Raw genomic sequence first — 15160 nt, forward strand, 5'->3', positions numbered from 1 at the left:
AAAACTGAAGTAACTCGTCCGTTCGGCACACCAGCCTATACACTCTACTGAATGGCCCACCTCGAGCAATTCGAAGTCCTGCAACTCCATGACGAGAAATGGGAGTTAGTAGCGGCGTTCCATGAGTTAGAGCTTGCGACCGAGGTGGCTCGTAATCGTGCCTCGAATGTTCGCGTGGTGAGGGCCACATACGAATACGGCAAGAAAGTATCCGAGGAAATCCTGCTGGATCTCGGTTCGACCCGCGGCATCGCCTGACGCAAACCACGGATTAGCGAGGATGCACGCGGATTAACACCGCGTCTTTCATGCCTCTTTTCAACGAACCAGGCTCTCTCTTCCGGACGTTGTTGCCTAAAGATTCATTATCCGTGTAACTCCGCGAAAATCCGCGGTTCGCATTCCACAGATTGTCAGCGCGCCGGATTCCCGTTACGATTCCAAAAGCGTGGCATCGCCCAAGGAAAACCCGGATCGCGAGCGGATTGTGTCCTCGGCTGTCGTCGAGGATGATGCTTCTTTTGAACTGAAGCTGCGGCCAAGAATGCTGCGCGAGTTCATCGGGCAGCAGAAGGTCAAGGACAACCTGTCGATTGCGTTGGAAGCGGCGCGTTCGCGCAATGAACCGCTGGACCACGTACTGCTTTATGGCCCGCCGGGATTAGGCAAGACGACGCTGGCGAACATCATTGCCAACGAGATGAACGCGGCCTTTCAGCAGACCTCGGGGCCGACACTGCAGATCAAAGGCGACCTGACGGCGATCCTCACCAACGTTCGCGACAAGCAGGTGCTGTTCATCGACGAAGTGCACCGGTTGCAGCCGGCGCTGGAAGAGTTGCTGTATTCGGCGCTCGAAGATTACAAGCTGGACATCATCATTGGGCAGGGACCGGCGGCGCGGACCCACACGATAGACGTGAGGCCGTTTACGTTTGTCGGAGCGACGACGCGAGCGGGACTGTTGTCGGCTCCGCTGCGATCGCGGTTCGGGATCGTGCTGCGGCTGGAGTTCTACAAGACCGAAGAACTGGCGTTCATCATCAAGCGCTCGGCGGAGATTCTGAACGTCGCCATCGACGACGAGGGCGCGATGGAGATTGCTACACGCTGCCGCGGAACACCGCGCATTGCGAATCGGTTGCTGCGGCGCGTGCGGGATTATGCGCAGGTGCGCGGAGCGGGACACATTGACAAAGCCACAGCGCAGGCAGCGCTAGAGATGCTCGAGGTCGATAAGCATGGATTCGATGAAATCGACCGGCGGTTACTGCTGACGATCATCGAGAAATATCAGGGCGGCCCGGTAGGGCTGAACACGCTGGCGGCGGCGCTGGCGGAAGAGGCGGACGCGATCGAGGAAATCTATGAGCCGTTCCTGATCCAGATCGGGTTCCTGGACCGGACACAGCGCGGGCGAGTTGCGACGCAGCTGGCGTATGAGCATTTCGGCATGATTCCGCCGCGGAAACAGAACGTGCTGTTCTAGAGCTGAACCCACATCTGCTAACTCCCACATTTGCTGACTTGCGGCAGATGTGGAGCACCAAACCATACTATGAAGATTCTGGCTGTGATTCCCGCTCGCATCGCTTCCACGCGCTTACCGCGAAAAGCACTCCGTGAAATTCTGGGCAAACCCATGGTGCAGCGCGTTTACGAAGCCACCCGCGCGAGCGGCCTCGCCGATGTGCTGGTCGCGACCGATTCCGAGGACATTGCGGGTTTGGGAAAGCGGCTCGGGATGCAGGTCGAGATGACTTCGGCGGAGTGCAAAAGTGGAACGGATCGGGTTCGCGAGATCGCGCAGAAGATTGCTGCGGATGTTTACATCAACGTTCAGGGTGACGAGCCGCTTGCGAGACCGGAGCACATCACGGCTTTGGTTGAGTTGATGAGGCGGGAAGAGGTTCAGGTAGGCACGTTGATGACGCTTTGCCCTGAGCACGACGTTAACAATCCGAATGCGGTGAAAGTGGTCGTGGATCGCAGTGGAAAGGCTCTCTACTTCTCGCGAGCCACGATTCCGTATGACCGCGATGGGGGCCGCGTGATCCGATACTTTAAGCACCTTGGATTCTATGCATATCGCAAGGACGCCCTCGAAGCCTTTCCTAACTTGCCGCATTCGGGGCTGGAAGAGGCGGAACGATTGGAGCAGTTGAGATTTTTGGAAAACGGAATTTCGATTCATGCGGCGGAGACGCCGTTCGATACGGTGGGCGTGGATACCGAAGAGGATTTGAAGAGGGTGGAAGAAGTTTTGAGGCAGCAGGGTAGATAAGCTCACGCGTGTGCCATTTCAACCTAACCACCCCACCCTAGCCAACTGCAGGCCCAGGATGGGGCACCCAGGTTCAATCTGGTTACTAATTCTTGGCGGCCCAGGCTTCGGCGGCGGCGACTCTTTTTCCTATTGGCGGATGCGAGTTGAAGAGAATTTCTACCCAGCGTGGCGGGTTGCGCTCGGCTAAATTCTGTTCGGCGAGCTTATTCATGGCGGTGACGAACGGTTCGATGGAGGCGATGCTGCGCCAGGCGTAGCGGTCGGCCTGACGTTCGTTGAAGCGGGAATAGGCGTTGAGCGCGGGCAGCAATATCAGCGAGAGTCCGCTTGTCACCAAGACGATCAGCGGCAGGTTCGCGAAGTCATACTGCGACGTAAACCAGTCGGCAGACTGGTACGAGTAGCGGACGACAAGTTTCAACAGCCAGAAGCCGAGGAACGAGACTGCGGCCTGCATGACGATGCTCTTGAAAATGTGCTTGTGGACGTGATGGCCGAGTTCGTGGGCGAGGACGGCTTCGATCTCGTCATCGCTGTAGTTTGAGAGCAGGGTGTCCGCGATAATAATGCGCCGCGTGTTGCCGAGTCCGGTGAGCGCGGCGTTGGCCTTCTTCGACTTCTCCGAAAGCATCCATTCGTAGACACCACGCACCTTGGTCCCAGCTCGATTGCTGAGTTGAGTCAGGCGCTCGCGGAGACCCTCGTTCTCCAAAGGCTTGAAATGATAGAAGATCGGGAAAAGTACGATGGGGGCAATCTGGGCGAAGACGACGAAGAGCACGAGGAAGACTGCCCAACAGACGAGCCACCAGGCCTGCGGCCATTCACGAATAAAGAAATAGAGCAGTTCAGCGAGAAGAGCCGAAATCAAAAAGCTGACAAAAAATCCTTTGACCTGATCCCATGTCCATGCGCGCAGGCTCTGAGTCGACAGGTGGTATTCGCGATCGAGCCGGAATAAGTAGTAGTCGAAAGTCAGGCTGAGGACCTTTCCGAGTAGGGAAAGCAGGAGGACGTAGACGAAGAGGGCGAAGGTGTAGTTCTGGAAACCCAGCGTATAGGAAAGGTCACGCAGAGTGTTGCTGGCGGAAGAGAGCCATAGGACGAGCATCAACTCGAGGCCGAGAACCGCGTCCGCGACGGTGAGGAAGCGGGTAATGCGGTTGTAGCGTCGAGCCTCCGGGGTGTCGCCCATGGGGACGGCGGAATACATACAACTCCATTCTACGGAATCGGGGCGGTGAGGCCAAAGCCGGAATGGGACGGGGACGTTCGTCACCTTGACCCGGGGAAAGGCAGGGGGCAGAACGGGAGGGACCCACATCTGCTGACTGAGGCAGATGTGGGGTACCGATGAACTAATGCTGGGCTGTCTGCTTCGCCCCTTCGAAGACGAACGCCTCCGCGTCCTTCAAGATGGCCCGCACAAGTTCCGGCGAGGCCGCTTCGCTGTAGACGCGCATGAGGGGTTCGGTGCCGGAGGCGCGCAGAAGCACCCAGGCTTCGGCGCCGTTGCCGTTCGTTGGGGCGTCGAGGAAAAACTTGATGCCGTCGAGATTTCCGGAACTCAGGACTTTGAACTGCCCGATCTGCTTCGGGCCGGAGGCAGCACGACGGAGAGCGGCTTGCTTCAGTTCTTCCGGTATGTGCAGGTCGCGGCGACCGTAATAGTGCGAACCGAACTCGGACTGCAGGTCGTCGACGAGTTGCTTGAGAGTCTTGCCGTAGTCGGCCATGGCATTGGCGATGAGCAGCGAGTTGAGGATGCCGTCGCGCTCAGGGAGATGGCGTGGTATGCCAATACCGCCGGATTCTTCGCCGCCGATCAGAACTTCTTTTCCGCTCATGACGACGTCGGTGACGTACTTGAAACCGATGCCGTGCTCGATGAACTCGCGGTTGTATTTCCTGGCGATGCGGTCGAGCATGCGCGTGGTGTTGTAGGCGCGCGTTACGGCGCCGGGCCAACCCTTCTTGTCGAGTAACCACTTGAGCAGGATCGCGTAGCATTTGTGGGCGTCGACGAAGCTGCCGTCGCCGGCTACGGCGCCAATGCGGTCGGCGTCGCCGTCGACGACGAGTCCGGCATCGCATTTCTCGGCGACAACGGTGTCCTGCAACATGCGAACGTGAGGTTCGATCGGTTCAGGGTTGATTCCGGGAAAGAGGGGGTTTACTTCGGCGCGGATTTGCAGATGGCGGATTCCACGCGGCTCAAAAATTCCGGAAAGAACGTTGCGTCCGGCGCCGTACATGCAATCAAGCGCGAAATAGAAGTTCGCGTTGGCGATGGATTTGAGGTCGGCGAATTTTGTGATGGCGGCAACGTAGGCTTCCTTGAAGTCGATGGTCTCGATTTTGCCGCCGCTATTCTTGGGCGCAGCGCCAGCATAGAGTTCCTGCTCGATCTGCTTGATCTGCGCGGGGGTGCCGGAACCGCCGAAGTAGCCCTTGTACTTCACGCCGTTCCACGACCACGGGTTGTGACTGCTGGTGATCATGACGCCGCCGGCGGCCGAGAGATTCTTGACGGCGTAGGAGATAGCGGGGGTTGGGGTGTAGTCGTTGGCGAGGCGAATCCACAGCCCCGCGGCGGCGAGTTCCTCGGAGATGGCTTCAGCGAAACGTTTGGAGCCGAAGCGGGTGTCATAGCCGACGACGAGTCCCTTTTTCCAGTCCTCGTTCTTCAGCACGTAAGAGGCGATGGCGCGGCCCACGGCGCGCACGTTTTCAAAGGTGTAATCGTCGGCGATGACTCCACGCCAACCGTCGGTTCCGAATTTGATCCTGGTTACGTCACTCATTGATTGAATTAGTCCGTTCTGCGCTCACACGAGCTTGGTTAACTTTTTTTCATCAAGGTACTTCACAATCTTACCGACATCCTGGGCGCGCTCGCGGGTGGTGATGAGCAGCGCGTCACCGGTGTCAACAACCACGAGGTTCTTGACGCCGACCGCAGCGACGAATTTGCCTGGGGCGTGAATGTAGTTCCCTTCGGTGTCGAGGTGGAAATCGTTGTCAACGCGCATGACGTTCTTCGAGTGATCACGCGTGTGGTGCTCGAAGAGCGCGGCCCAACTGCCGAGATCGTTCCATGCGAATTCGGCGGGAACGCAGTAAATGTTCGCGTTCATCTCGCCACGGGCGGAGCGAGGTTCCATGATGCCGTAGTCCACGCTGATGTTGTCGCACTTGGGATATAGACGCTTGAAAGTGCTCTCGAATTTCGAGGTGCCGTAAGTGGCGGCAATTTCTTCGAGGTTCTTGGCAGTGTTCGGGAGGTATTCGCACAACGCGGCTGCCAGCGTGCTTGCGGCCCAGACGAACATGCCGCTGTTCCAATAGTAGCGCCCGGTTTCAATGAATTGCTTTGCCATCTCCAGTTGCGGCTTTTCCGTAAAGCGGCGGACGCGCACGACCTTGTCTTTGGAAGTCATGCCGGTTTCGATGTAACCGTAGCCGGTTTCGGGGCGCGTTGGCTTAATGCCCATGACGACGATGTTTTCTCCGGCGGCGGCGACCTTCACGGCGGTTTCGAGATCGCGACGGAATTGCTTTTCGCCGGTGATGGCCTGGTCAGAAGGAAAGAGGCCGAGGATAGCGTCGGGATCGCGATGAAGAAGGATGAAGGCGGCGAGCCCGATGGCGGGCGCTGTGTTGCGGCCAATGGGTTCGGCGATGACCTGCTTCTTCGGAATTTTCCTGACCTGGCGAAGGATGTTTTCGCGCAGATCGGAGTTAGTGATGATCCAGCATTGATCGGCGGGCGCGACGGGAAGCAGGCGCTCGACGGTCTCCTGGATCATGGTCTTGCTTTCGCTATTGAGCGGGAGAAGTTGCTTTGCCAACTTTTTGCGGCTGAGAGGCCAGAAACGTGTTCCGCGGCCTCCCGCGAGGATAACCGGATAAAACTTCGGCGTCGAAGTTTTTGCCACAGGCGAACCTTTCTACGGCAATGTAGTTTTCGGCGGCGGCAGTTTTTCTGCCGGCACGCTCATGCGCAGCATCTCGAGCGTCCACTGCGGGCGGACAGTGAACTCCGGCACGCTTGCTGGAATGATAACTGCCTCGCCGCGATTGAAGGCAACCGGCTGCGCTCCCGGAGATTCGACCGCGCCGGCACCGTCGACCGCTACAAGAATCTGTGCAGAGATTCCTTCTTTCTCGGTGAACGACTTCGGTTCTGCGACGTTGTATCTCTCCACCACGAAGTAAGGCGAAGCGACGAGGACATCATGCCCGTTTTGGTTTTCGCGAATAACTTTGCCAGCAGCAGTTTTCTCGCGAACAGCGCGCATTCCCTGCTCGACGTGCAACTCGCGGGGTCGGCCATAATCGTAAAGGCGAAATGTTGTATCGGAGTTCTGCTGGGCCTCGACGAGGATTGATCCTGGAGCGATGGCGTGGACGGTTCCGGCGTCGACGTAAATCATGTCGCCGGTCTTCACGTCGATCCAGTTCATTAGGTCTTCGGCATGCTTTTCCTCGATGGCGCGGGCGAACTGTTCGCGGGTCGTACCCTGCTTCAGCCCGAGACCGACCTGGGCGCCGGCGACGGAGCGAGCAACGTACCAGCATTCGGTCTTGCCGTTTGGCAAGCCCAGGGCGCGGGCGCCATCGTCATCGGGATGCACCTGGACTGAGAGCTTTTGCTTTGGAAAAAGGAATTTGATGAGCAAGGGAAAGCGATTGGCCTCGGGAGAGGTTGCGCCGACTAGCTCGCGCCCGAAGCGCTGGCACAATTCGGCCAGTGTTGTTCCTGAAAACGGTCCGTTCGCTACTTTGCATTGCTCACCGGTGAGCCAAGCCTCGCCGATAGGCTCTTTCCCGACGATGCGCGAGTAGATGGGTGCCAGGTCGCGTGTTCCCCAAACACGCTCGTGGAATTCCGGCATCAGCAACAAGGGATAGAGTTGGGACATCGGTTTCATCTGTGACAAAGGAATATTAGAACATGAGGACAGCAGAGATGTTGCCGGGGAGCACCTGTATCCTCTTGCGAAGTAAACTCCCCCACCCTCTCGCTTGGCGAGAAGGGTGGGGCATATCGAAACCTCTACAGCCTTGCGAAGAAAGTGCGCATGCGATCGAGACCGCGATCGATCTCCTTCGCCGAAGTGGCGTAGGACAGGCGGATGTTGTTCGGGCTGCCGAAGGCTTCTCCAGGTACGGTGACCACGTGGGCTTCGCGTAGCAACTTCCCCGCAACATCGGCGGCCGAATTCATCCCGCCACGGCCGAAGAACTTACTGATATTCGGGAAGACGTAAAATGCACCGTCGGGATGATGGCACTCGATCCCGGGGATCGCGCGCAGACCGCTGACAATTCTTTCGCGCAGGCGGACGTAGTCTTCGCGCATCTCGGCGACGCACGCCTGGGAGTCACGCAAAGCCGCCACAGCCGCCTTCTGGATGATCGAGGTGGGGTTCGAGGTCGATTGGCTCTGCAACTTCTGCATCTGCTTGATGATTGCAGCGGGACCGAGGGCAAAACCGAGGCGCCAGCCGGTCATGGCGTAGGTTTTGGAGAGCGAACCGAGTATTACGACGTAGTCGCGCGCATCCTTGACCGAGGCGGCGGAGAAGAGACGCCCGGTATAGTTCAGGTAAACGTAACACTCGTCGCTCAGGACGTAGATACCGCGCTCGGCGGCCATGTGCACGATGGCCGTGATCTGCTCGGGAGTCAGAACCGCGCCGGTTGGGTTGTTCGGGGAGTTGAGCAGAATAACCTTGGTGCGCGGCGTGATGGCGCGCTCGACCATTTCGGGGGTCAGGGCGAAGCCTTTGCGCTCGTCGGTTTCGACAAAGACGCACTTGCCGCCGCCGTAATTCACGATGTCCTTGAACGAAACCCAGTAGGGCGCCGGGACGATGACCTCATCGCCATGATCGACCAGCACTTGAAAGGCGTTAAACAACGCATTCTTGCCGCCGGTAGAGGCAATGACCTCCTCGCGCTTGTAGCCGGTACCGAAGTCGGCGGTGTGGCGGGCGGCGATGGAGTCGCGAAGATCGGCGGTTCCACCTACGGCGGTGTACTTGCTGAAATTGCCGTTGATGGCGGCGATGGCGGCGTTCTTGATGTGCTGCGGCACCTGGAAGTGCGGCTCGCCGGCGCCGAGGTCGACCAGGTCGTGGCCTTCCATGCGAAGCTTGTCGGCTTCGTTGACGACAGCAAGGGTCGCGGAAATTTCGATGCGGTTAATGCGCGCTGTGAACGCGGGCTTGGCGGGGGTGGTCGTCGACATCAGGCTCACCTCTTCTTTGCGGTTCGAACCGCGGGTTTGACGTGCAATTTTTCGCGCAAGCGCCGATCCACGTTAGGCGGCACCAGGCACGAAACCGATCCGCCGAGCATCCCAATCTCGCGCACCAGGCGGGAGCTCAGGTAGGAATAGGCTTCGGCGGGCATCATGAAAATCGTCTCCAGGCGCGGATCGAGCTTGCGATTCATCAGCGCCATCTGCAATTCGTACTCGTAGTCGCTCACCGCGCGAATGCCTCGCAGCACCGCCTTGGCCTTCTTGCGCGCCGCGTAATCCACCAGCAAGCCCCTGAAGGTATCAACCTTCACGTTTGGCTGGCCCTTCACGCATTCGCGGAGCATCTCAAGGCGTTCGTCGAGCGAGAACAGCGGCGTTTTCTCCGGGTTCTGAAGAATGGCGACAATCAGTTCGTCGAATATCTTCGCGCCTCGATGAATCAGGTCGAGGTGTCCGTTTGTGAGCGGATCAAAAGTCCCCGGATAAATGGCTATAACTCGCTTCAATGAGCACCAGCGAAGGTTGCCCTGGAACACACACTGCAAATTGCGGGCAGAGCTTAGATTCTATGCGGGTGAGGGGCACGGTGCAACCGGTTTAGGTAAACCACGAAGGCACGAAGACCCGGAGTTTTGAAATCACAATTCTTCATGACTTCGGCCTTCGCGGTAGCTCTCAGTTTGGATAGAGAATGCCCAAATCTCCAGAGATGGATCTGATGGCTGAACGGATCGCTGCGGTGCCGTTGACGAAATAGGCGCGGCCGCCGGTATAAGCCGCGAGTTGCTGCAGGCGTGCTTGGTCGGATGGCGATGCGACGTCGAGGCCGATGCAGTAGATGCGCACTCCGCTGACGTTCAATTCGCTGGAAAGTTCGAGGGGCGAGACTTCGCTGCTTCGGTCGCCCTGGGTCGCGAAAACAATCAGAACCCGGTTCGGGTTGCGAGCAATGCGGTTGAGGTGCCCGGCCGCGAAAGTAACCGCGTCATAGATGGCTGAACCCTGCTCGGGGGCGATGGAATCCATGGCGCTCTCCAGCGCCTTGTCGTCGGAGGTCAGGTCTTCCTGAAAGACCATGCCCTTGCTGAACGACATGACGAAGGCTTCGTCGTACGGGTGAAGGCGGCGAACCATATCGGTGAGGTCGGAGACGAGCGGTTGGCGAGTTCCCTTCTGGGCCAATGCCGACTGTATCAACAGCCCAATCGACATCGGTGCTCCTTTAACCAATGCCGGGATGTGACGAGGCGGCACGATTGGGTAAGCCGGCTTGCTCGGCGGCGGAGGAGGTGGTGGGGTGGCCATTGCGACTTCCGTTGTGGCATTTGCGCGCGCGGCCGCGACCTTGGAGGGAGGCAAGGTAGCTGAGGGAGCCGATGTTGCTGGATGATTCGCGGCGGTTGCGACAGGAGTAGAGTTTGCCGGCGCTGATGATCTGGGCTGCGGGCCAGTGGCGGTCGATGTTGCAGATGGAGTTATCGCGGCTGCATTCGACCGAGTTGAAGCGGGATTGGCGGTGTCCGCCCTCGCAGGCGCAGCGGAACTGCCGACGGCGCCAGTTCGAGGCTGGGGATTGCTGCCAGTCATTGTGGAAGATGGGGCTGCAGACGATCTGGCAGGAGAGATAGCCGCATTCGCCGGGTGCGCGGTGCCTGCACGGGCGGTTTCGACCGGTTCCGAAGTTGTGACCCTCGGAGGTACCGGTTCAGCAGCCAAATACTTATTCCAGTCGGCAGTCGTACCGCCAGCGTCGACGTATTTCTGTTGTGCAAAGGTCGCGAGAGTTTCGCCGGCGGGAGTTCCCCGAGTGAGATTCACCGAGCGGGCAAGGTAGCGAAAGCCTTCGGCCTGGTACTCCCTGCTTCCCTGCAGATCGGAGAGAGCGAGGGTGTAAACGAGTTGGGCGTTATCAGGGAATAACGTCACCGACTTCCGAAGATACGGGAGGGCCGCCGAGAAATCTTTCTGCTCAAAGTAGCTGTAACCGACGACGCCATTGAGGGTGGCAACGACGTAGTTCTTCATGGCGGCGAAATCGTCGTGCGACATACCTTCGGGACGATCAAAGTGATCGAGGGCGGTGATGGCCCCCTTCGCGCGGCCGGCAGGGGCTTCGGGCTTTGCGATGGGAAGAGAGTCGCCGAGGATGACCGCGGCGGCGAGTGGGTTCTGCGGCGAGGCACTGAGCAGTTGGGATGTCCAGTGTTCGAGGTCAGCGAGAGAAGCACCAGTGCGACTGTTCCAAACCAGAAGCTCGAGGGCGTCAAGGTTCAAGGAAGTCTGAGGGTGACCGGCGAGAAACTGTGCCAGGGCGGAGACTCGCTGGGCGGCATCGGGCTTAGCGGCGGCGGCGCGGAACTCTGCCAGTTCAGAATTGGTTTGCGCAGCCAAGGAGGCCGCGAAAACGAATGAGAGTAGTACGCCAGCAATTCGGCGCATCGACAAACCTCGGCCCATGGAATGATAGCTTCTGACTTGAGATGCAGGCCGGAGCGGCTGCGGGAGGGATCTCGCGAAAAAGTTCAGTCGCTCGTTTTTTCCTTTCTGTACGGTACCGATATCGCCCCAGGCGTGTCGAGTGCTGTATCCGTTACACTGTTCGGGATGAAATCCGTCATCGTCGGCACTGCCGGGCATATCGACCACGGGAAGAGCGCACTGGTGAAGGCGCTGACGGGTACCGATCCCGATCGCTGGGAAGAGGAGAAGCGACGGGGGATCACGATCGATCTCGGGTTCGCCAGCCTGGACCTTCATTCCCCGGGCGGCGAACCGATCCGCATTGGCTTCGTCGATGTGCCCGGGCATGAGCGCTTTGTGCGCAACATGCTCGCAGGCGTCGGCGGTATGGATATCGTTCTGCTGATCGTTTCGGCGGACGAGGGGATTAAGCCGCAGACACGCGAGCACTTCGATATCTGCCGGTTGCTATCGATCCCACGCGGAATAACGGTCATCACGAAATCGGACCTCGTCGATGCCGAGACTCTCGATGTTGTCCGGATGGAAGTCGCGGAGTTCCTGCGCGAGTCGTTCCTGGAGAATGCGCCGATCATTCCCGTCAGTGCGCTTGCCGGCATCGGACTCGAACAGTTGACGAAGGAACTGGCGAGAATTGCGGCCGAGGTCCCGGCGAAGAGCACGACCATGCCGTTTCGGCTGCCGATCGATCGCGTGTTCACGATGAAGGGCTTCGGAACGGTAGTCACGGGGACGCTGATCAGCGGTTCAGTTTTCCGAGAAGAAGATGTCGAGATACTACCCGATCGTCGGCGTGCGAGGATTCGAGGGATTCAGACACACGGGGTCGCGGAGGAGAGGGCCTTCGCTGGACAGCGGACGGCGCTGAATCTGGCGGGAGTAGCGACCGAGGAACTCTGGCGCGGGCAAATGCTGGTCGCGCCGGACACGCTTCGCGCGTCCGTGACTGTCGATGTGTGGCTAACAATGCTGCCGGAGACGAAACCGCTGAAGCAGCGCGCGCCGGTCCATGTGCACGCCTTCACAGCGGAAACGGTCGCGCAGGTTGGCTTGATCGGTGACGATCTGATGGCACCGGGCGCGAGCGGATATGCTTGCCTTCATCTCGCGAACCCGATGGCGCTGGTGGCGGGAGATCGCTTCATCATCCGGCAGTTCTCGCCGCTGGTGACGATTGGCGGGGGAGTGGTACTCGACAACTCCCCGCGCTGGCGTCGTCGCGAGACGGACCGGCACCTGGAGTTTCTGGAAACGATTCGGTCGGGCGATGCCTTGGGCGGATTGATGGCGCGCATCGCCAGGCGGGCCGAAGATGGGCTGTTGCTGTCGGAAGCCATCGCCGAGACCGGATGGACGGAACAGCGTGTAAATGAAGTTGCGCAACGACTGGCGCAGGAGGGCAAGGTCCTGCGTACTGGATCGTTGCTGGTTTCGCGTGCGGATATCGAGCAGGCGACTGAGGATGTGCGATTTGTGCTGGAACGGTTTCATAATCAGAATCCGCTGGCGCCAGGGATCAGCCGCGAGGAGTTGCGCGAGAAGAGTGCATTATCAGCGGTATCGTTCGAACTAGTCCTGAAGCTACTGACTGGTTCCGGCAAGGCAGAGGTCCATGATGAAATTGTGAGGCTCGCCGGGCGCGGCGTGCAGATGAAGGACGAGGAAACCGAGGCGAAGCAGGTTATCGAACAGGCGTTCTCGTCGGCAGGATTGAAGGTTCCGGCCCTGAAAGATGTAATGGCCGGGCTGAAGATTGACCGCGAGCGCGCTCAGAAGATTGTCACCTTGCTGTTGCGCGACCGCGTGCTCGTGAAGTTGAGCGACGACCTTGTCTTTCATCGCGATGCGCTCGATCAACTCAAGCAGAAGGTTCGGGGGATGCGGTCGCAGACGCCCCAAATCGACATCTCGCGATTCAAAGATGCGACTGGAGTCAGTCGCAAATACGCTATTCCGCTGCTGGAATATCTTGACCGCGAACGCGTGACACGAAGAATTGGGGATGCGAGGCAGATACTGTGAATGACGATTGACGAGTTCCGGAATCACGAATGACAGGCAGGTTTGTGGAGTGTGCTGGTTTCCATTCATTATTCCGACATTCGTTATTCTGAGAGTCGGGAAACTCGATTCTGCGTCGATATAATTACTTTATGCTCCGCATCCGCCCTGCCACTGCAGCCGATGTTCCGCTCATCCAGCAGTTCATTCGTGACCTGGCCGAATACGAGCGCTCGCCGGAGTCGGCGGTGACGACGCAGGAGGACCTGATGCGCGATGGCTTTGGTCCAGAGCCGAAGTATCGTTGCCTCATCGCCGAGTGGAACGGCGCTCCGGCGGGCTTCGCCTTCTTCTTCTACAACTACTCGACGTGGCAGGGGAAACCGGGGCTGTACCTCGAAGATTTGTTCGTCAAGCCGGCGTTTCGGGGAAAAGGGATCGGCAAAGCCCTATTGTTGTATCTCGCAAAACTGGCCGTCGCCGAGAATTGCGGGCGCTTTCAGTGGCAGGTGCTCGACTGGAATACGCCTGCAATTGATTTTTACAAGTCGCTCGGCGTGGAGATGATGAGCGAGTGGCTGACGATGCGGGTGGAGGGGGAGAAGTTGAAGAAGATGGCAGACATGGCGCAGAAAGAATGAACCGCGGATTTTCGCAGATGAACGCGGATTCTCCACCTAATTGTTTTGAGTGTCTCCTCTTACGCTTGGCTCTATGAAGAAGATCAAGGTTCTTGGCGGCGGGCTGGCCGGTCCTGAAGCGGCGTGGCAAGTTGCGCGGCGCGGGCTCGAGGTCGAGTTGTATGAAATGCGCCCGACGCGTTCGACGCCCGCACACCAGACCTCGAACTTTGCCGAACTGGTCTGCTCGAATTCGCTGAAGAGCGATAGCGAGAATACCGCGCCCTGGCTACTGAAGGAAGAGATGCGGCGCGCGGGATCGCTGCTGATCGAGATTGCACGCGCGGTCGCCGTGCCGGCGGGACATGCGCTTGCTGTCGACCGTGAGATATTCGCACGTCGAGTAACAGAGGCAATCGAGGGTGAACCACGCATCCGAGTCGTCCGCGAGGAAGTCACAAGGATTGATGAAGAGAATGAGATCACGATCGTCGCGACCGGTCCGTTGACTTCAGATTCGCTGGCCCGCGAAATCGAGCGGCTGTCTGCCTCGGCGGATAAAACTGCGCGGCTGTACTTTTACGACTCGATCTCTCCGATTGTTGACGCCGATTCCATTGATCAGGAGAAGGTCTATCTCGCCGCAAGATACGACAAGGGCACGGCGGACTACATCAACTGCCCAATGAGTGAGGCCGAGTACTACGCGTTCGTCGATGCGCTGACTTCGGCGGAGTCGGTTGCGGGGCACGATTGGGAGAAGCTGAATTATTTTGAGGGCTGCCTCCCTATCGAGGAGATTGCGCGGCGCGGACGCGACACTTTGCGGTTTGGGCCGATGAAGCCGGTGGGGTTGCGCGACCCTCGGACGGGGAAGTGGCCGTTCGCGGTGGTGCAGTTGCGCCAGGAAAACCTGCGCGCAGACAGCTACAACATTGTCGGGTTCCAGAATCACTTGAAGTTCGGTGAACAGGCGCGGATCTTTCGCATGATTCCCGGCCTGGAGAATGCGAAATTCCTGCGCTACGGGCAGATTCACCGCAACACGTACATCAACGCTCCTACGCTGCTGCGCGAGTCGTTGCAGATGAAGCAGCACCCGAAGGTGCTATTCGCCGGACAAATCTCCGGGGTCGAAGGCTACGTCGAGTCCATCGCAACCGGGCAGCTTGCAGGGATCTATGCGGCGGCGATAGCGCAAGGTCAAGAGCCGATTCCAGCACCACATGCAACGGCATTCGGGTCGCTGCTTAATTACATCTGCCATGCCGAGGCGAAAAACTTCCAACCGGCCAACATTACGTTCGATTTACTCGAACACCTCGATGAGACCACCCGCCGTCGCATCCGCGACAAAAAGGCGAGGCATGCGCTCGTTTGCCAGCGGGCCCTCATAGCTCTGGACCAGTGGATTCAGCAGGTTGATATTTCCTCTCCGATTATCGGAACTACTCGCTCCTGATTTTCGTACCTAACGATGTGGGCAGCCGCACGTCTGAT

General features: G+C 58.7%; 13 protein-coding genes. 6 read left to right on the top strand and 7 right to left on the bottom strand.

What is annotated here, in order from left to right; all coding sequences use genetic code 11:
• The first annotated feature begins 51 nt into the window (after nt 1–51).
• The 3 genes from ROO76_17270 to kdsB all read left to right on the top strand — a co-directional run bounded on the left by ROO76_17270 (nt 52) and on the right by kdsB (nt 2284).
• The gene (locus ROO76_17270) at nt 52–258 is read left to right on the top strand and encodes a hypothetical protein (GenBank protein MDT8069916.1); all 207 of its coding nucleotides are present in this window, start codon (nt 52–54) and stop codon (nt 256–258) included.
• Nucleotides 259–448: 190 nt separating this feature from the next.
• The gene (ruvB, locus tag ROO76_17275) at nt 449–1489 is read left to right on the top strand and encodes a Holliday junction branch migration DNA helicase RuvB (protein ID MDT8069917.1); all 1041 of its coding nucleotides are present in this window, start codon (nt 449–451) and stop codon (nt 1487–1489) included.
• A 69-nt stretch (nt 1490–1558) separates the two neighbouring features.
• Nucleotides 1559–2284 (top strand): 3-deoxy-manno-octulosonate cytidylyltransferase, encoded by a 726-nt coding sequence (kdsB, locus tag ROO76_17280; GenBank protein MDT8069918.1) that lies wholly within the window; start codon nt 1559–1561, stop codon nt 2282–2284.
• A gap of 85 nt (nt 2285–2369) precedes the next feature.
• On the opposite strand, the gene ROO76_17285 is transcribed toward kdsB, so the two are convergent.
• The 7 genes from ROO76_17285 to ROO76_17315 form a co-directional block, all read right to left on the bottom strand.
• Entirely contained in the window at nt 2370–3500 is a 1131-nt protein-coding gene (locus ROO76_17285) for a M48 family metallopeptidase (GenBank protein MDT8069919.1), read from the bottom strand.
• Between the two features lie 145 nt (nt 3501–3645).
• The gene (locus ROO76_17290; GenBank protein MDT8069920.1) at nt 3646–5091 is read right to left on the bottom strand and encodes a phosphoglucomutase/phosphomannomutase family protein; all 1446 of its coding nucleotides are present in this window, start codon (nt 5089–5091) and stop codon (nt 3646–3648) included.
• 24 nt (nt 5092–5115) lie between these two features.
• Nucleotides 5116–6225 carry a mannose-1-phosphate guanylyltransferase gene (locus ROO76_17295; protein ID MDT8069921.1) on the bottom strand — a complete coding sequence of 370 codons (1110 nt, stop codon included), beginning with the start codon at nt 6223–6225 and terminating at the stop codon, nt 5116–5118.
• Between the two features lie 12 nt (nt 6226–6237).
• Nucleotides 6238–7212: a type I phosphomannose isomerase catalytic subunit gene (locus ROO76_17300; GenBank protein MDT8069922.1), complete on the bottom strand. Its 975-nt coding sequence runs from the start codon at nt 7210–7212 to the stop codon at nt 6238–6240.
• Nucleotides 7213–7346: 134 nt separating this feature from the next.
• Nucleotides 7347–8543, bottom strand: a complete 1197-nt coding sequence (locus tag ROO76_17305; protein ID MDT8069923.1) for a pyridoxal phosphate-dependent aminotransferase — start codon at nt 8541–8543, stop codon at nt 7347–7349.
• 5 nt (nt 8544–8548) lie between these two features.
• Nucleotides 8549–9064 carry a pantetheine-phosphate adenylyltransferase gene (gene coaD, locus ROO76_17310; protein MDT8069924.1) on the bottom strand — a complete coding sequence of 172 codons (516 nt, stop codon included), beginning with the start codon at nt 9062–9064 and terminating at the stop codon, nt 8549–8551.
• A gap of 169 nt (nt 9065–9233) precedes the next feature.
• Complete coding sequence (locus ROO76_17315; GenBank protein MDT8069925.1) at nt 9234–10997, bottom strand: VWA domain-containing protein; 1764 nt, start codon at nt 10995–10997, stop codon at nt 9234–9236.
• A gap of 132 nt (nt 10998–11129) precedes the next feature.
• Here ROO76_17315 and selB point away from each other — a divergent pair, with 132 nt between their 5' ends.
• The 3 genes from selB (at nt 11130) to trmFO (ending at nt 15122) form a co-directional block, all read left to right on the top strand.
• Nucleotides 11130–13061 (top strand): selenocysteine-specific translation elongation factor, encoded by a 1932-nt coding sequence (gene selB, locus ROO76_17320; GenBank protein ID MDT8069926.1) that lies wholly within the window; start codon nt 11130–11132, stop codon nt 13059–13061.
• A gap of 131 nt (nt 13062–13192) precedes the next feature.
• Nucleotides 13193–13681, top strand: coding sequence for a GNAT family N-acetyltransferase (locus ROO76_17325; protein MDT8069927.1), 489 nt, complete (start codon nt 13193–13195; stop codon nt 13679–13681).
• Nucleotides 13682–13754: 73 nt separating this feature from the next.
• Complete coding sequence (gene trmFO, locus ROO76_17330) at nt 13755–15122, top strand: methylenetetrahydrofolate--tRNA-(uracil(54)-C(5))-methyltransferase (FADH(2)-oxidizing) TrmFO (GenBank protein ID MDT8069928.1); 1368 nt, start codon at nt 13755–13757, stop codon at nt 15120–15122.
• Nucleotides 15123–15160 lie beyond the last annotated feature (38 nt).

It is taken from the genome of Terriglobia bacterium, from assembly GCA_032252755.1.
GTDB lineage: Bacteria > Acidobacteriota > Terriglobia > Terriglobales > Acidobacteriaceae > JAVUPY01.